15 protein-coding genes are annotated in these 16,164 nt (G+C 72.3%); 9 read left to right on the top strand and 6 right to left on the bottom strand.

What is annotated here, in order from left to right; genetic code table 11:
* The first annotated feature begins 121 nt into the window (after nt 1-121).
* The 5 genes from NFX31_RS14655 (at nt 122) to NFX31_RS14635 (ending at nt 5,362) form a co-directional block, all read left to right on the top strand.
* The gene (locus NFX31_RS14655) at nt 122-1,249 is read left to right on the top strand and encodes a Gfo/Idh/MocA family protein (protein WP_045248796.1); all 1,128 of its coding nucleotides are present in this window, start codon (nt 122-124) and stop codon (nt 1,247-1,249) included.
* 8 nt (nt 1,250-1,257) lie between these two features.
* Nucleotides 1,258-2,511: a dihydrodipicolinate synthase family protein gene (locus NFX31_RS14650; protein WP_262956052.1), complete on the top strand. Its 1,254-nt coding sequence runs from the start codon at nt 1,258-1,260 to the stop codon at nt 2,509-2,511.
* A complete protein-coding gene (locus NFX31_RS14645) occupies nt 2,508-3,389 on the top strand; it encodes a sugar phosphate isomerase/epimerase family protein (RefSeq protein ID WP_262956051.1) in 882 nt (293 codons plus the stop codon). Before NFX31_RS14650 ends, NFX31_RS14645 begins: the two co-directional genes overlap by 4 nt.
* A gap of 74 nt (nt 3,390-3,463) precedes the next feature.
* On the top strand, nt 3,464-4,216 hold the full coding sequence (locus NFX31_RS14640) for a sugar phosphate isomerase/epimerase family protein (protein ID WP_262956049.1): 753 nt from the start codon (nt 3,464-3,466) through the stop codon (nt 4,214-4,216).
* Between the two features lie 75 nt (nt 4,217-4,291).
* Nucleotides 4,292-5,362: a LacI family DNA-binding transcriptional regulator gene (locus NFX31_RS14635; RefSeq protein ID WP_262956048.1), complete on the top strand. Its 1,071-nt coding sequence runs from the start codon at nt 4,292-4,294 to the stop codon at nt 5,360-5,362.
* 186 nt (nt 5,363-5,548) lie between these two features.
* Here the strand turns inward: NFX31_RS14635 and pgm are convergent, their stop codons facing one another.
* A complete protein-coding gene (pgm, locus tag NFX31_RS14630) occupies nt 5,549-7,192 on the bottom strand; it encodes a phosphoglucomutase (alpha-D-glucose-1,6-bisphosphate-dependent) (RefSeq protein ID WP_045249445.1) in 1,644 nt (547 codons plus the stop codon).
* Nucleotides 7,193-7,323: 131 nt separating this feature from the next.
* Here pgm and pheA point away from each other — a divergent pair, with 131 nt between their 5' ends.
* Nucleotides 7,324-8,286 carry a prephenate dehydratase gene (gene pheA, locus NFX31_RS14625; RefSeq protein WP_245763009.1) on the top strand — a complete coding sequence of 321 codons (963 nt, stop codon included), beginning with the start codon at nt 7,324-7,326 and terminating at the stop codon, nt 8,284-8,286.
* A 229-nt stretch (nt 8,287-8,515) separates the two neighbouring features.
* Here the strand turns inward: pheA and NFX31_RS14620 are convergent, their stop codons facing one another.
* Complete coding sequence (locus NFX31_RS14620) at nt 8,516-9,559, bottom strand: LLM class flavin-dependent oxidoreductase (protein ID WP_262956047.1); 1,044 nt, start codon at nt 9,557-9,559, stop codon at nt 8,516-8,518.
* Between the two features lie 102 nt (nt 9,560-9,661).
* Here NFX31_RS14620 and NFX31_RS14615 point away from each other — a divergent pair, with 102 nt between their 5' ends.
* Both NFX31_RS14615 and NFX31_RS14610 read left to right on the top strand, forming a co-directional pair.
* Nucleotides 9,662-10,357: a phosphoribosyltransferase gene (locus NFX31_RS14615; protein ID WP_262956046.1), complete on the top strand. Its 696-nt coding sequence runs from the start codon at nt 9,662-9,664 to the stop codon at nt 10,355-10,357.
* 73 nt (nt 10,358-10,430) lie between these two features.
* Nucleotides 10,431-12,170: a cation:proton antiporter gene (locus tag NFX31_RS14610; RefSeq protein ID WP_262956045.1), complete on the top strand. Its 1,740-nt coding sequence runs from the start codon at nt 10,431-10,433 to the stop codon at nt 12,168-12,170.
* Nucleotides 12,171-12,281: 111 nt separating this feature from the next.
* Here the strand turns inward: NFX31_RS14610 and NFX31_RS14605 are convergent, their stop codons facing one another.
* Nucleotides 12,282-12,500, bottom strand: a complete 219-nt coding sequence (locus NFX31_RS14605) for a DUF2795 domain-containing protein (protein ID WP_091479836.1) — start codon at nt 12,498-12,500, stop codon at nt 12,282-12,284.
* A 25-nt stretch (nt 12,501-12,525) separates the two neighbouring features.
* Nucleotides 12,526-12,948: an Hsp20/alpha crystallin family protein gene (locus tag NFX31_RS14600; RefSeq protein WP_091479833.1), complete on the bottom strand. Its 423-nt coding sequence runs from the start codon at nt 12,946-12,948 to the stop codon at nt 12,526-12,528.
* Between the two features lie 116 nt (nt 12,949-13,064).
* On the opposite strand from NFX31_RS14600, the gene NFX31_RS14595 reads away from it, so the two are divergent.
* Entirely contained in the window at nt 13,065-13,388 is a 324-nt protein-coding gene (locus NFX31_RS14595; protein WP_262956044.1) for a MerR family transcriptional regulator, read from the top strand.
* Nucleotides 13,389-13,624: 236 nt separating this feature from the next.
* Here the strand turns inward: NFX31_RS14595 and NFX31_RS14590 are convergent, their stop codons facing one another.
* A complete protein-coding gene (locus tag NFX31_RS14590) occupies nt 13,625-15,058 on the bottom strand; it encodes a dicarboxylate/amino acid:cation symporter (protein WP_262956043.1) in 1,434 nt (477 codons plus the stop codon).
* A gap of 393 nt (nt 15,059-15,451) precedes the next feature.
* Nucleotides 15,452-16,072: a VOC family protein gene (locus NFX31_RS14585; protein ID WP_262956042.1), complete on the bottom strand. Its 621-nt coding sequence runs from the start codon at nt 16,070-16,072 to the stop codon at nt 15,452-15,454.
* Nucleotides 16,073-16,164: the final 92 nt, after the last annotated feature.

The following is a 16,164-nucleotide window of genomic DNA, read 5'->3' as shown; positions in this document are numbered from 1 at the left end:
TTCCCATGTCAGGATGAGGGAACTGGAAAGCGCTTACCCTCTGCGACGGCGTCGCACGCCGGGGCAACGGAACGAAGGAGAAACCGTGGCGGAGAGCACCACCCGCGAGATCGGCATCATCATGAACGGCGTCTCCGGGCGCATGGGCTACCGCCAGCACCTGGTGCGGTCGATCCTGGCGATCCGCGAGCAGGGCGGCATCGAGCTGCCCGACGGCACCCGGGTCACCGTGAAGCCGATCCTCGTCGGCCGCAGCGCGCAGAAGCTGGCCGAGCTCGCCGCCGCGCACGGCATCGCCGATTACACGACCGACCTCGACGCCGCGCTCGCGGATCCGCAGTGGGAGATCTATGCCGACTTCCTCGTCACCAAGGCGCGCGCGGCCGCGATCCGCAAGGCCATCGCCGCGGGCAAGGCGATCTACACGGAGAAGCCCACGGCCGAGTCCGTGGGGGAGGCGCTGGAGCTCGCCCGTCTCGCCCGGGCCGCGGGCGTCAAGACCGGCGTCGTGCACGACAAGCTGTACCTGCCCGGCCTGCAGAAGCTCAAGCGCCTCATCGACTCGGGCTTCTTCGGCCGGATCCTGTCCGTGCGCGGGGAGTTCGGCTACTGGGTGTTCGAGGGCGACTGGCAGCCGGCGCAGCGTCCCAGCTGGAACTACCGCACCGAAGACGGCGGCGGCATCATCAGCGACATGTTCCCGCACTGGAACTACGTCATGGAGAACCTGTTCGGCGAGGTGAAGAGCGTGTACGCCCAGGCGGCCGTGCACATCGCCGACCGCTGGGACGAGAAGGGCGAGCACTACACGGCCACCGCCGAGGACGCCGCGTACGGGATCTTCGAGCTCGAGGGCGGCATCGTCGCCGAGATCAACTCCAGCTGGACCGTGCGCGTGAACCGCGACGAGCTCGTCGAGTTCCAGGTGGACGGCACGCACGGATCCGCGGTCGTCGGCCTCTTCGGCGCGAAGATCCAGCATCGCAACGCCACTCCCAAGCCGGTGTGGAACCCCGACCTCGCCGACGAGCACGACTACGACGCGGACTGGGCCGAGGTGCCCACGAACGATGTGTTCCTCAACGGCTTCCGACAGCAGTGGGAGGAGTACCTCACGTCGTACGTGCTCGGCACGGACTACGCGTTCGACCTGCTCGCCGGCGCCCGCGGCGTGCAGCTCGCCGAGGCGGGACTGCAGTCCTCCGCCGAGGGGCGCAAGATCGCGCTGCCCGCGCTGACCCTGGACTGAGGCCGGACATGACGACGATCCGCCTCCTCGCCGCCGACGGAGCGACCTCCGACGTCCCGCTCGCCGACTCCGGCGCCTACACCCGTCCGTCCGCGCCCCTGCGCAGCCGCGTCGCCTACGCCGCCGCGCACGTGGTGCCGAAGACGCACGCCGACAACACCCCCGGGCAGCCCGCGGACATCGACTGGGACGCCACGCTCGCGTTCCGCCGCAACGTCTACTCCTGGGGTCTCGGCGTCGCCGACGCCATGGACACCGCGCAGCGCAACATGGGCCTCGATGCGGCGGCGACCCGCGAGCTCATCGCCCGCAGCGCGGCGGTCGCCCGCGAGGAGGGTGGTTCCGTCGTCGTCGGCGTGAACACCGACCACGTCGACGAGGAGCGCATCCCGCTGACGCAGGTGATCGACGCATACGTCGAGCAGCTGCACTTCGTCGAGGAGCAGGGCGCAGGGCCCGTGCTGATGGCCTCGCGCCACCTCGCCCGCGTCGCCGAATCGCGCACCGACTACCTGCGCGTGTACGCGGCCGTGCTGCAGCAGGCGACGACCCCGGTCGTGCTGCACTGGCTCGGCACCGCCTTCGATCCGCAGCTCGAGGGATACTTCGGATCCTCCCCGTGGCGCGAAGCCTCGACCACGCTGCTGCGCATCATCGACGAGAATCCGGGGAAGGTCGCGGGGGTGAAGATGAGCCTGCTGAACGCGGAGTCCGAGATCGCCGTGCGCGAGCAGCTCCCGGACGGGGTGCGCATGTTCACCGGCGACGACTTCAACTACGTCGACCTGATCGGCGGTGACACCACCCGGTCGTCGAGCGAGGAGCGCAGCGACAAGACGAAACGCGGTGCCCTCGCCGCCGACCGTGCTTCGTCTCCCTCCGCTCTCTCGACGACCGGAGGCCACTCGGATGCGCTCCTCGGCGCGTTCGCCGCGATCACGCCCGTCGCCTCGGCCGCCATCCAGGCGCTCGACGCGGGGGATCCGGCCCGGTATCTGCAGATCCTCGGGCCGACGGAGGAGCTCAGCCGCCAGGTGTTCGCCGCGCCCACGTTCTACTACAAGACCGGCGTCGCGTTCCTCGCCTGGCTGAACGGCCATCAGCCCGCGTTCCAGATGGTCGGCGGTCTTCACTCGGCGCGCAGCCTTCCCCACCTCAGCCGCATCGTCGAGCTCGCGAACGCCGCGCTCGCGCTGGAGGATCCGGAACTCGCCCGCGAACGCTGGCACGGCATGCTGCGCCTGAACGGGGTGGGCGCATGACCCTTCGAGAGCCTCAGAGGCCGCATCCCCGTCTGTCGATCAACCAGGCCACGATCAAGCGCGCCGATCTCGCGACGGCGCTGCGGGTCACCGCCGAGGCCGGCGTCGCGGCGATCGGGCTGTGGCGCGAGCCGGTGAACGAGGTCGGGCTCGATGTGGCCGCGCAGATGCTCGGCGACTCCGGGCTGCGCTTCACGACGCACTGCCGGGGCGGCTTCTTCACGCTGCCCGCCGGACCCGAGCGCCTCGCCGCGCTCGACGACAACCGGCGCGCGATCGAGGAGACCGCCACGCTCGCCGCCGCCGGGTCGGACGGATCCACCGCCGTCCTCGTGCTCGTCGCCGGCGGGCTGCCCGAGGGATCGCGCGACCTCGGCGGCGCCAGGGAGCGGGTGCGCGACGCCATCGGCGAGCTGTCCGTCGACGCCCGGGCGGCGGGCGTGACCCTCGCGATCGAGCCGCTGCATCCGATGTTCGGATCCGACCGCTGCGTCGTCTCGACGCTCGGGCAGGCCCTCGACATCGCCGCGGACTTCGACCCGGCGGTCGTCGGCGCGGCCGTCGACACGTTCCACATCTGGTGGGATCCGCAGGTGCTCGACCAGATCGCCCGCGCCGGCCGCGAGGGTCGGATCGCGACGTATCAGGTGTGCGACTGGAAGACCCCGCTGCCGGCGGACGTGCTGCTCAGCAGGCACTATCCGGGAGACGGGATCATCGACTTCGCCTCGTTGACGCAGGCGGTCGTCGCCACCGGCTACGACCGCGACATCGAAGTGGAGATCTTCAACGCCGAGATCTGGGCCCAGGATCCGGTCGACGTGGTGCGCCGCACCGCCGAGTCCTTCGCGCGCACCGTCTCTCCGCACCTGGTCTGAGACGGCGTGGAGCGGTGCGCGACGGGCGGTCCCCGGAGAAGCGTCCCGCCGCGACCACGTGAAAGGCTGAATCCATGAGCATCCGACCGGGACTGTGCTCCGTGACCTTCCGTCAGCTGGAGCCGGCGGCGATCGCCGCGCTCGCCGCGGACGCCGGACTGCAGGCCGTCGAGTGGGGCAGCGACGTGCACGTGCCTCCGGGTGATGTCGCGCGGGCGTCCCAGGTCGCCAGGGTCACGGCCGACGCCGGGCTGGCGGTCGCCTCCTACGGCTCCTACTTCCGCGGCGATGCGGGGGAGGAGATCGCCCCGGTGCTCGACGCCGCCGCGGCGCTCGGCGCCGACCGGATCCGGATCTGGGCGGGGCGGACCGGCTCCGCGCAGGCGAGTGCCCAGGAGCGCGCCGCGACCATCGACGCCCTCGCCGCGGCCGTGGAGCAGGCGGGCGCGCGGGGGATCTCGCTCGCGCTCGAGTTCCACGGGGGCACGCTCGCCGACGATGCGGAGCAGACGCTGCGCGTGCTGGACGAGGTCGCCAGCCCGCACTTGTCGACGTACTGGCAGCCCACGGTCTCGGCGCCCGACGACGTGGCCGTCGCGGAGTACCGACGGATCGCGGATCGGGTCTCGGCGGTGCACGTGTTCTCCTGGTGGCCTGCGGCCGAGCGTCTGACGCTCGGCGCCCGGGACGGTCTGTGGCGGGCGTTCGCCGCCGCGGCGGCGAACGCGCCCGTCCCCCCGCGGGATGCGCTGCTCGAGTTCGTGCCGGGGGACGACCCGGCCGCCCTCGCCGGCGAGGCCGCCGCGTTGCGCGCCTACCTCGGCTGACACCCGGGCGCGGACGGACGTCCCGGCGCGTGTCCCGCGATGCGCGAAGGGCGCGACGGGAACTATGCTCGGGGCATGAATCCGGAAAGCCCTTCCCTGCGCTCCGCCCCCGGCGCCGCCCATGCGGTGACGCTCCAGGACGTCGCACGGGAGGCCGGCGTCTCCCTCGCCACGGCGTCGCGCGTGCTGAACGGCTCGGAGCGCAAGGTGGCCGAGGCGTTCCGGGAGCGGGTCGAGCGCGTCGCCGAGTCCCTCGGCTACACCCCGAACGTGTCGGCGCAGGCGACCGCGCGCGGACACTCCCCGGTCATCGCCCTCCTCGTCGCCGACATCGCCGACCCCTACTTCGGCCAGATCGCGGCGGGTGTCGCGCGCGGTGCCGACGAGCGAGGGCTGGTCGTGACGATCTCGATCACCGAGCGGGATCCGGAGCGCGAGAACCGGATCCTGCGCGCCCTGCGCGGCCAGCGTCCGCAGGGCCTCATCCTCGCGGCGTCCCGCGCCGACCGCACCGGCGAGGCGGGGGAGGGCGCACCCGCGGATGCGGAGCTGGCGGCGTTCCAGCGCTACGGCGGACGGGTCGTCGTGTTCGGCGAGCGCCCGGCCGGCGACGAGGGGGCCACCCGGGCGATCACGATCGACAACGCCGGCGGGGCGGAGGAACTCGGCCGCCGCATGGCCGCGATCGGCTATCGCACCGCGATCGGCATCGGAGCCGCCGAGGGCGTGCGCACCTCCGACGACCGCCTCAACGGCTTCGCCCGCGGGTTCGCGGCCGGCGGGGGCGAGCTGGCCCGGATCCACCGCGGCGACTTCCGCCGGGAGTCGGGCACCGCGGCGATGACGGCCGCGCTCGCCGAGGGCGTCGAGCCGGGCACGCTGGTCTTCGGCATGAGCGACGTGGTGGCGCTCGGCGCGATGTCCGCGATCCGGGCGGCGGGCCGCGGCGTCGGCGAGGACATCGCGGTCTGCGGCTTTGACGACGTCTCGGCGAGCGGCGACGTGACCCCGGCGCTCACGACCGTGCGGGTGCCGCTCAACGACGCCGGCTACCAGGCGTTCCGCGCGATCGTCGACGACGACTGGACCCAGGCCCCGCTGCCGGTCGAGGTGATCGTGCGCGACAGCACCCCCGGCCGCCGCTGACGCTCGCGGCCGTCCCCGCCGCCGCGCCCCTTCCCCCGACCCGATCCGCCCCTCTCACCGTCGTTCGGTGGTCGCATATTGCGGGAATGGGGCTACCTAACCCGCAATGCGCGACCAGCGAGCAGGGGGCCAGGACCCGCCCCCGGGCCGGAACCCCGGGCACCGGGTGCCGACGGGCGCCGGCCCTCAGGCGCCGAGCGCGGCGCTGACGACCGCGCGGGCCTCCTCCTGCACGCGGGCGAGGTGCTCCGCGCCGAGCAGCGACTCCGCGTAGAGCTTGTAGACGTCCTCCGTGCCGGACGGGCGCGCGGCGAACCACGCGTGCTCGGTCTGCACCTTCAGGCCGCCGATCGCCGCGCCGTTGCCCGGAGCGTGCGAGAGCTTCGCGGTGATCGGCTCGCCGGCCAGCTCGGTCGCCGACACCGACTCCGGCGACAGCTTGCCGAGCGTCGCCTTCTGCTCCGGGGTGGCGGGCGCGTCGACGCGCTGATAGGCGGAGGCGCCGAACGCCTCCTCCAGCTCGCGATAGCGCTCGGAGGGCGTCTTGCCTGTCACGGCGATGATCTCCGCGGCCAGCAGGCAGAGCAGGATCCCGTCCTTGTCGGTCGACCACACGGATCCGTCCCGGCGCAGGAACGAGGCCCCGGCCGACTCCTCACCGCCGAACGCGACCGATCCGTCGAGCAGCCCGGGGACGAACCACTTGAACCCGACGGGCACCTCGAGCAGGCGCCGTCCGAGAGACTCTGCGACGCGATCGATGATCATCGACGACACGAGCGTCTTGCCGATCGCCGCATTACGGTCCCAGCCCTCGCGGTGCGAGAACAGGTAGTCGATCGCGACGGCGAGGTAGTGGTTGGGGTTCATGAGCCCGGCATCCGGGGTGACGATGCCGTGCCGGTCGGCGTCGGCGTCGTTGCCCGTGAGCACGTCGTAGTCGCCCTTCTTCGCCACCAGCGACGCCATCGCCGAGGGGGACGACGGATCCATGCGGATCTTCTCGTCCCAGTCCAGGGTCATGAAGCGCCAGGTGGGGTCGACCTCGGGGTTCACCACGGTGAGGTCGAGGCCGTGCATCTCGGCGATGAGCGCCCAGTACTCGACCGACGCACCGCCGAGCGGATCCGCCCCGATCCGTACGCCTGCGCGCTTGATCGCGTCGATGTCGATGATCGACGGCAGGTCGCGGACGTACGCCTCGCGGAAGTCGTAGGTGCCGAGGCCGTCGGCGTCGATGTCGGCGAAGCGCGTGCGCTTGACCCCCTCGAGACCCTGCTCGATGAGCTCGTTCGCGCGGTTCGCGATCCACGCGGTCGCGTCCGTGTCCGCAGGTCCGCCGTGCGGGGGGTTGTACTTGAAGCCGCCGTCGCGCGGCGGGTTGTGCGACGGGGTCACCACGATGCCGTCGGCGCGGCCGGGCTCGTCGTCGGCGCGGTCGCGGTTGTAGGTGAGGATCGCGTGGCTGAGAGCCGGGGTCGGCACCCAGGCGTCGCGCGCGTCGACCAGCACGTCGACGTCGTTCGCGACGAGCACCTCGATCGCGCTGCGCTCCGCCGGGCGGCTGAGCGCGTGCGTGTCGCGGCCCAGGAACAGCGGGCCGGTGATGCCCTGCGCCGTGCGGTAGTCGACGATCGCCTGGGTCGTGGCGAGGATGTGCTGCTCGTTGAAGCTGCCGGACAGCGAGGATCCGCGGTGCCCGCTGGTGCCGAACACGACTCTCTCGGTCGAGATCTTCGGATCCGGGATCCGGTCGTAGTAGGCGGCGATCAGCTCGTCGACGTCGATCAGGTCGCTTTCCTCCGCGGGGAGGCCGGCTCGGCTCGTCATGGGGATAGTCTGCCCCGCCCGGCCTGTGAACGCATCATCGTTTCCTCGGGGGACGCGAGGGGGCGGCCGACGCGGGCGGCCGGTGCCGGGGCGTCGTCACGTGCCGTCGGCGCCCCGCCCCGCGGACTAGGCTGATCGCCGTGACCGATGCCGCCCCCGCCCGCCGCACCTACAGCTATCTCGGTCCTGCGGGCACCTTCACCGAGGCGGCACTGGACCAGGTGCCGGAGGCGCGCGGGCAGCAGTGGCGCCCCGTGCACAACGTCGGCGAGGCGCTGTCGGACGTGCTCGAGGGGCGCAGCGACGCGGCGATGATCGCGATCGAGAACTCGGTCGAGGGCGGTGTCACCACCACCCTCGACGCCCTGGCCACGCTGCCGGGACTGCGGATCGTGGGCGAGTACCTCGTCAAGGTCGACTTCGTGCTGGTCGCCGCCCCCGGCAAGCGCCTCGAGGACGTCACCGTCGTCGCCGCGCACCCCGTGGCCTATGCGCAGTGCTACGGCTGGCTGGGCGAGCACCTCCCGCGCCACCAGCACGTGCCCGCCGCCAGCAACGTCGCCTCGGCGCTCGGGATCCTGGACGGCTCTCTGCCCGCCGATGCGGCCATCGCGGCCCCCGGCATCGTGCAGCACCACGAGCTCGAGCTGCTGGCCGACGGCATCGGCGACAACGACAACGCCGTCACCCGGTTCGTGCTGGTCGCCCGCACGGTCGCCCCGGCGCCCCCGACGGGCGCCGACAAGACCTCCCTGATCGTGGAGCTCCCGGAAGACCACGCGGGTGCCCTGCTCGAGCTGCTGGAGCAGTTCTCCACGCGCGGCATCAACCTGTCGCTGCTGCAGTCGCGCCCCATCGGCGACGAGCTGGGCCGTTACCGGTTCGTCCTCGACGCCGACGGGCACATCCAGGACGAGCGCATGGCCGACGCGCTGCTCGGCATCCGGCGGTTCAGCCCCCGGGTGGTGTTCCTCGGGTCGTACCCCCGCGCCGACCGCCGCATCGTGCAGTACCCCGAGCGCTACGCCGACGACGTGTTCGTCGAGGCCAGGGACTGGCTGCGCGGCCTCATCGCGGGCGAGCCCGAGGCATAGCCGCGCCGGCGCGGGGATCGCGCGCCAAGGTTGCCTGACACTGCAGCCGTTCGGCAGGGAGGGTGCGACGTTCTGCAGGACCGCCTATCCGACCCGGCCGCGAATCCGGCGCGATCCGCCCCGACCCGCCGGCCGGCTCGTGCAGAACGCGGGGGCACCCTGCACAACGGCAGGGACGCCCTGCGCAACAGCGCGGGTCGAGCGGCGCCGCCGAGCCGTCGCGATCGGTTCAGTCCGCGAGCAGCTCGAGGGTCTGCGTGCGTCCCGGGGTGAGAGTCGGATCCTCGGCGGCGAACGAGCCGGCGACGGGGGAGACCATGATCTCGTCGACGCCGTGCCGCGCGGCGAAGGCCTCGAGCTCGGCGCGTACGGAGGCGGCGTCGCCCACGAACCAGTTCGCGACGGCGGCGGCGTGGATCTGCTCCTCCTGTGGATCCGGTGCCGCGGCGAGTGCCGCGTGGGCCTCCTCCACCGTCTCCAGAGCGGTGAGCGGACGGTTCAGACGCAGCCGCGCCATCATCCGCAGCTGCGGCAGGGCGCGGTCGGCGGCCTCCTCGGCCGTGGGCGCCGCGACGACGTTCGCGGTGAGGAAGGTGCGCGGCTCGGGGTGTGCCTCGCTGGGCCGGAAGCCTTCGCGATACAGGGAGAGGGCGCGGTCGAGGCCCTGACCCGAGAAGTGGTTCGCGAACACGTACGGCAGACCGAGCGACGCGGCGAGCTGCGCCGAGTAGTCGCTGGATCCGAGCAGCCACACCTCCGGGGAGCCGCCGGCGGCGGGGGTCGAGCGCACCGAGTACTCGCCGCCCGAGGTGAACTGCACGGTCGCGCCGTCGGGCTGCAGCATGAGCGCGATGTCCTGCACGTGGTCGGGGAACCGCTCGACGTCGCCGGCGGCGCCCGAGGCGCGCAGCAGCTGGGTGATCACCGGATCGCTTCCGGGCGCGCGCCCGATGCCCAGATCGATGCGACCGGGGGCGATCGCCTCGAGTGCGGCGAACTGCTCCGCCACGATCAGCGGCGCATGGTTCGGCAGCATCACGCCGCCCGATCCGACGCGGATGCGCTGAGTGCGCGCGGCGGCCGCGGCGATGAGCACCGGCGGGGCGGTGGAGGCGACCGCGGGCATGTTGTGGTGCTCGGCGAACCAGTACCGCCGGTAGCCGAGCTCATCGGCACGCGCGGCGAGGGCGAGCGACGCCGCCACCGCCTGGGCGCTGGTCTGCCCGGTGCGCACCGGGACGAGGTCGAGGACGGAGAGCGCGAGAGAAGACATCGATGGTGGCAACGCGACCGGATCCCGCGGCATTCCGGATCCGGATCCCGGGGCCGGCGTCCTGGCTTGACCGCGGCGGCCGTGGGGGCGTAGTCCGGAGGCATGCACGGGTTCGCGGATCGTGCCGACGCCGGCCGGCGGCTCGGCGCGCGACTGGCGGAGGATCCGCCACCGGATCCGGTCGTGCTGGGCCTTCCCCGGGGCGGGGTGCCGGTCGCGGCCGAGGTGGCAGGGGTGCTCGGCGCTCCCCTCGACGTGCTCGTGGTGCGCAAGGTCGGTGTGCCGTGGCAGCCGGAGCTCGCGATGGGAGCCGTCGGCGAGGAGGGTGCCGCGGTCCGCAACGCCGACGTGATCCGCGCCGCGGCGGTCGACGAGGAGACGGTGCGTGCGGGGGAGCGCCGGGAGCGCGCCGAGGTCGAGCGCCGTGCCCGGCTGTTCCGCGGCGGGCGCGCGCCGGTGCCGCTGGTCGGACGGACGGCGCTCCTCGTCGACGACGGCATCGCGACGGGCGCGACCGTGCGGGCGGCCTGCGCGATCGCGCGGGCCCGGGGTGCGGCCCGTGTCGTCGTGGCGGTCCCCGTTGCGGCACCCGACGCGCTCGCCGGGCTGCGCTCGGGAGCCAGTCCTGTGGCCGATGCGGTCGTCTGCCTCGATGCGCCGGAGGGGTTCATGGCGGTGGGGATGCACTACGTCGACTTCCGGCAGACGGCCGACGAGGAGGTCATCGGGATCCTCGACGCCGCCCGGTCGGCGACCGAGGACGGCCGGGAGGAACGAGGCCCGGACGGGTCGTGGTGATCGGGCGGATGCCAATCCGCGCCGACAGCACCGTGACAGCGGCGCGACAGAGGCGCACCGGTAGCCTGACCGCATGGACGCCGAGATCTTCTACGTGCTGGTCGGATCCGTCATCGTCGCCGCGATCGCGCGGTGGCGCGGCTGGCCCGCCCCGCTGCTGGTCACGGTGGTGGCGCTCGCGGTGTCGTTCATCCCGGCGGTGCCGAACCTGCGCATCGACGGGCACGTGCTGCTGACGCTCGTCCTGCCGCCGCTGCTGTACTCCGCGTCGCTCGACGTGTCGTTCGTGAGCTTCCGCCGCAGCCTGCCGCAGATCCGTCGGCTCGGCGTGGGGCTGGTGATCGTCACGACGGCCGCGGTGGGGCTCGTCGCGTGGCTGATCATGCCGTCGCTGACCCTTCCCGGCGCACTGCTGCTCGGTGCGATCGTCGCCCCGCCCGACGCGGTGTCGGCCGCGGCCATCGGGCGCCGGCTCGGCCTGCCGCGCCGGGTGATGACCGTGCTTTCGGGGGAGAGCCTCATCAACGACGCCACCTCGCTGACCCTGTACCGGGTGTTCGCGCTGATCCTCGCCGGAACCACCGTCACGGTGGGCAGCGGCCTCAAGGACTTCGTCGTCGCGGTGGTCGCCGGCGTCGGGATCGGCATCGTCGCCGGCCTCGGCATGCACCAGCTGCGCATGCGGATCTCGGATCCGGTGGTGATCGGCACGTTCGGGCTGCTCGCCCCGTTCGGGGTGTACGCGATCACGGAGCACCTGGAGGGATCCGGCGTGCTCGCCGTCGTCGCGATGGGACTCGTGGTCGGCTACAACGCCCCGCGCACCAGTTACGCGACCCGGATGCAGGAGGCGCCGATCTGGCTGTCCGCGGACTTCCTGCTGGAGTCGTTCGTGTTCGCGTACATCGGGCTGCAGCTTCCGCCGGTGCTCGCCGAGCTGGGGGCGACGCAGGTGGGCGGGGTGCTGTGGCTCGCGGGGGCGGTCTTCCTCGTCGTGCTGCTGGTGCGGCCGCTGTTCGTCTACCCGGCGTCGGCCTGGGGCGCGTTCTGGTCGAGTCTGCGCCTCCGCCGCTTCGAGAAGGCGCTGGCGTCGGGCGAGTTCCAGAGGCGCGTCGACGCGGTCGCCGAGAAGCAGCGCCGCAAGGGGTGGACGGGGCGACGCCCGAGCGAGGAGGAGCTGCGCGAGCGGTTCCGGGAGTCGCAGCTCACCTGGCGCGACAACGCCGTGATCTCGTGGGCCGGCATGCGCGGCGTCGTCACGCTCGCGACCGCGCTCGCCGCGGCCGATCTCGCAGGGCTCGACACGGAGGCGTCGCACGCGATCGTCGTGGTGGCGTTCCTGGTGACGGTCGGCACCCTCCTGCTCCAGGGCCTCACCCTGCCGCCGCTCATCCGCGGGCTGGGCGTCGCCGACGTGACGGATGAAGAGGAGGAGGACCGCCGTCAGCTCGAGCAGGTGCGCGCTCGCACGCGCGAAGCGGGCAAGGTCTTCCTGGACGAGAAGCGCGCGGCGTGGGAGCAGAAGCACGGCGCGGCGTCGCTGGGCTGGTTCGACCGGTTCGCGCAGCGGTTCTCACGGGTCGAGCGCGACACCGCGCAGGGGCAGCGCGACGAGGACAGCATGCCGCGGCCGAGCCGGGACGAGCTCGTGGGCCTCTCGAAGGGGTGGCTGCAGGTGCGGCGCGACGTGCTCATCACCGAGCGCGACGCCGGCACGCTCAACGAGGAGGTCATGCGCGAGCTGATCCACGCGATGGACGCCGAGGAGCTCGCGCTCGACACCCGGATCGCGACGGGGCCGACCGAGCGCTGACCATGCCGTGGGGCGGATCCCGCCGATGCGGATCCGCCCCGCTCCCCGGTCGCCGTCCCGGCGGCGAACGCCGTCGGTCGCCGCGACGCCGGCGGCCGGGAAGGGCCGGCCTCAGGCCAGGGCGGGGATGCGGTCGAACGCGCTGCCGGCGCGGGTCAGGGCGTGCCGCACGTGCCAGCGCGCGGTGTAAGTGCCGTCGGGCAGCGTGCCCAGCAGATCCCGGTCGGCGCGGGCGAGGCCGTCGTGCAGAGCCTCGCGCATCAGGTCGTCCCTCGAAGCCGGGTACTCCATGCCGGCGAGGAACCTGTCGAGCGTGGACGGAAGGACCATTCTCTCTTCTCCTCTCGTGGGGGACTCAGGCGTCGATCCGCTGCCCCTGGTCGGACGACTCCACCCGGATGCGGCGCGGCTTGGCCCGGTCGCTCACGGGGATGATGACCGAGAGCACGCCGTTGTCGTAGGAGGCGCTGATGCCGTCGAGGTCGACGCCGTCACCGAGGGCGAACTGCCGCAGGAACGAGCCGGACTCGCGCTCGCGCGTGAACCAGCGCACGCTCTCCTGCCCGCCCATGGTTCGCTGGGCGCGGATCGAGAGCTGCCCGCCGTCGACGTCCACGTCGATGGATCCGGGGTCGACGCCCGGCATGTCCGCGTGCAGGACGTACCGGTCGCCGTCGCGGTAGAGGTCCACGGGCATGCGCTTGGGCGCGCGCGGGGAGTCGAACACGCTTGCTGCGAAGCGATCGAGCTGGCTGAGGGGATCGAAACCGAGGGTCATGTCTTACTCCTTTCCTGTGGCCCGTCAGGGCTGCGGGGTGTGCAGGATCTATATCTGCCAGTGTAGATTTGTTATAGATCAACGTTCCGAATGGTGCAAGTGCTGAGGAGAACCGCATGGCCGAACGCGATTCCGCGACCCCCGTCTACGGCATCGCCGTGGCCGCCGAGCTCGCGGACATGAACGCCGCGAGCCTGCGACTGCTCGAGCAGAAGGGTCTGCTGACCCCCGCTCGCAGCGACGGCGGCACCCGCCGGTACAGCGACGACGACGTGGCGCGGCTGCAGCGCGTCGCGCGCTTGCGCGACGAGGGCATGAACATCGCCGGGATCGGGCGGGTGCTCGCGCTGGAGGACGAGAACGCGGGGCTCCGGGGCGAGCTCGAGGCCGAACGCGCGGAGAGCGAGGCGCTCCGGCAGCGCGAGGCCAGGCGCGGCTGAAGCGGAGTCACAGCGGTGCATCCCGAAACGGGATGCACCGAACTACCATTCCCGTGGATCGCCTGGGTCGCACGCTGGGCCATCCGGGCGAGGATCAGGAGCGTCTGCTCGCGCGCGCCGTCGTGCTCGCGTTCGACCTCGACGTGCCGCTCATGGAAGCGTGACGAGGTGAATGCCCGCACGACCGAGGCCCCCGGATCCGCAGGATCCGGGGGCCTCGTGACGGAGGGGGAGCGTCAGCGCGCCGAGACCGCAGCCTCGTCGGCGCTCGACTCCACGGACTCGGGCGCCTCGTCCTCGATGTCCTCGGCGAACGGCAGGCCGTTGCGCGGGGCGTTGTAGAGGTCCAGGTCGAGGATGCCCTCGCGCTTGGCGACGATCGTCGGCACCAGGGCCTGGCCGGCCACGTTGACCGCGGTGCGGCCCATGTCGAGGATCGGGTCGATCGCGAGCAGCAGACCGACGCCTTCGAGCGGCAGGCCCAGGGTCGACAGGGTCAGGGTCAGCATGACGATCGCGCCGGTGGTCCCGGCGGTCGCCGCGGATCCGACCACCGAGACGATGACGATCAGCACGTACTGCATGATGCTCAGGTCGATGTGGAAGAACTGGGCGACGAAGATCGCGGCCAGGGCCGGGTAGATCGCGGCGCAGCCGTCCATCTTGGTGGTGGCGCCGAGCGGCACCGCGAACGACGCGTAGCCGCGGGGCACGCCCAGGTTGCGCTCGGTCACGCGCTCGGTGAGGGGGAGCGTGCCGATCGAGCTGCGGCTCACGAACGCCAGCTGCACGGCGGGCCACACGCCGGAGAAGTACTGCGTGATCGAGAGCCCGTGGCTCTTGACGAGGATCGGGTAGACCACGAACAGCACGAGGGCGAGGCCCAGGTAGATGGCGCCGGTGAACCACGCGAGCGAGGTCAGCTTGTCCCAGCCGTAGTTGATGACGGCGGATCCGATGAGGCCGAAGGTGCCGAGCGGGGCGATGCGGATGATCCACCACAGCACGCGCTGGATGACCTTGAGCAGGGACTCCGTGAAGGCGAGGAACGGCTCGGCCTTTCGGCCGGCCTTGAGCACGGCGATGCCGACCGCCACCGCGACGACGATGACCTGGAGGATGTTGAAGCTCACGCCGGAGACGAAGGTGCCCTCGGCCGGGCCCGGGCTCGTGGAGACCGCGAGGCCCAGGAAGTTCTGCGGGATGAGGCCGAGGAGGAAGTTCCACCAGGTGCCGACCGTGGGCGGGGCGCCCTTGGCGAGGTCTGTGCCGGCGTGTGCGCCGGGCTGGATGGTGATGCCGAGCACGATGCCGATCGACACCGCGATGAACGCGGTGATCGCGAACCACAGCAGGGTCTGCCCGGCCAGGCGCGCGGCGTTCTGCACCCGGCGCAGGTTGGAGATGCTCGCGACGATCGCGGTGAAGATGAGAGGGACCACGGCCGCGCGCAGCAGCGTGACGTAGGAGCCGCCGATCTTGTCGAGCGTGTCGGACAGCACCGTGTGGTTGTCGTGCGTGGCGCCGAGCTGGCGGCCGATGAGACCCACGGCGATGCCGAGCACGAGCGCGGCGATGATCTGGAAGCCGAACGAGGTCAGCAGCTTGCGGACGGGGCCGCGCGTGTCGGGCGCCTTCGGGCGCCGTGCCGCGGGGGTGGTTGTGCTCATCAGAGACTCCAAGTCGGTGCGCTGGGGTGCGCCGGGAGGATGGGCGCGAGACGCGCCGGGACGTCGGCGCCGTGGCGCCGGATGTCTTCAACGCTATGAGTCAGCCGATATTCCGCGCCCGGTGTGACGAACGATGACGCGCCCCCGGTCCCTGAGCCCGTCGAAGGGCCCGGCCCGCGCCCCCGATCCCTGAGCCTGTCGAAGGGCCCGGCCCGCGCCCTCGGTCCCTGAGCCTGTCGAAGGGCCCGGCCCGCGCTCTCCTCGCCGGTCGTTGAGCGAGCACCGGCGAAGCCGGCGCGAGACGAAACGCGGTGCCCTCCCGGTCCGACCCCGACCCGGTCCGGCCCCGACCCGGTCCGACGCCCCCGGGTCCGACCGTCCCGGGTCCCGCGTTCACGCCGCGCTGACGGTGCTCTCCGCCGTCATCCACGCGTAGCCGTCGGGATCGGTGAAGGTCCGGTCCGCCACGACCGCGAGCCGGTGGGATCCGCTGCCGCTCGGATCGATGCCCACCTGCTTGGCGAGCGAGGCGCGCTTGTAGAGGGCGAGCGTGACAGCACCGGAGTCGAACTCGACGTAGGAGGGGAAGCTCTTCGCGACGGTCAGGCCCTGCTCCTGGTAGAAGCGCTTGCCGGCCTTGACGCTGTCGACGCCGAGCAGCAGGACGAGCCGCTCCACCTCGCCGGTGACGGGTGCTGTGGCGGTCTTGTTCGCGCTGGCGATCTGCCACGCGGTGCCGTCGGGTGCCCGGAATGAGCCGCCGTAGCCCCAGAGGCTCTTGACGACCGGCTTGAGGATCTCGGCACCGGCGGCGACCGCCCGCGCGACGGCCTCGTCGACGTCGCCCGGCTGCACGAAGATGAGCGACGGCGCGAAGCCGCGGAAGCCGGTGCTCGGTGCGGAGGTCGCGCGGACGGTGACCTGCTCCGCCAGCCCCAGGGCGTCGCGGTAGAAGGCCTCGGCCGCCGGCACGGCGTCGGAGGTGGTCTCGAGGGTGATGCGCTGAATGTTCATGCTTCGAGTCTCGGATCCGGGCCCGCGGGGGCGCTTCTCGATTCCTGCTCGATGCGGGGGAGTGCACGCGCACGCGATCGGCTGCCCGATCA

The organism is Microbacterium azadirachtae (assembly GCF_025583665.1).
GTDB classification, from domain to species: Bacteria; Actinomycetota; Actinomycetes; order Actinomycetales; family Microbacteriaceae; genus Microbacterium; species Microbacterium azadirachtae.
This window is presented reverse-complemented; position numbering and strand designations above follow the sequence as displayed.

Coding starts and splice junctions, on each gene's coding strand:
- NFX31_RS14615 (WP_262956046.1), top strand. CDS start 9,662: ATGCACGGGTTCGCGGATCGTGCCGACGCCGGCCGGCGGCTCGGCGCG.
- NFX31_RS14605 (WP_091479836.1), bottom strand. CDS start 12,500: ATGGTCCTTCCGTCCACGCTCGACAGGTTCCTCGCCGGCATGGAGTAC.
- NFX31_RS14650 (WP_262956052.1), top strand. CDS start 1,258: ATGACGACGATCCGCCTCCTCGCCGCCGACGGAGCGACCTCCGACGTC.
- NFX31_RS14635 (WP_262956048.1), top strand. CDS start 4,292: ATGAATCCGGAAAGCCCTTCCCTGCGCTCCGCCCCCGGCGCCGCCCAT.
- NFX31_RS14585 (WP_262956042.1), bottom strand. CDS start 16,072: ATGAACATTCAGCGCATCACCCTCGAGACCACCTCCGACGCCGTGCCG.
- NFX31_RS14640 (WP_262956049.1), top strand. CDS start 3,464: ATGAGCATCCGACCGGGACTGTGCTCCGTGACCTTCCGTCAGCTGGAG.
- NFX31_RS14620 (WP_262956047.1), bottom strand. CDS start 9,559: ATGTCTTCTCTCGCGCTCTCCGTCCTCGACCTCGTCCCGGTGCGCACC.
- NFX31_RS14645 (WP_262956051.1), top strand. CDS start 2,508: ATGACCCTTCGAGAGCCTCAGAGGCCGCATCCCCGTCTGTCGATCAAC.
- NFX31_RS14595 (WP_262956044.1), top strand. CDS start 13,065: ATGGCCGAACGCGATTCCGCGACCCCCGTCTACGGCATCGCCGTGGCC.
- NFX31_RS14610 (WP_262956045.1), top strand. CDS start 10,431: ATGGACGCCGAGATCTTCTACGTGCTGGTCGGATCCGTCATCGTCGCC.
- NFX31_RS14600 (WP_091479833.1), bottom strand. CDS start 12,948: ATGACCCTCGGTTTCGATCCCCTCAGCCAGCTCGATCGCTTCGCAGCA.
- NFX31_RS14655 (WP_045248796.1), top strand. CDS start 122: ATGAACGGCGTCTCCGGGCGCATGGGCTACCGCCAGCACCTGGTGCGG.
- pgm (WP_045249445.1), bottom strand. CDS start 7,192: ATGACGAGCCGAGCCGGCCTCCCCGCGGAGGAAAGCGACCTGATCGAC.
- NFX31_RS14590 (WP_262956043.1), bottom strand. CDS start 15,058: ATGAGCACAACCACCCCCGCGGCACGGCGCCCGAAGGCGCCCGACACG.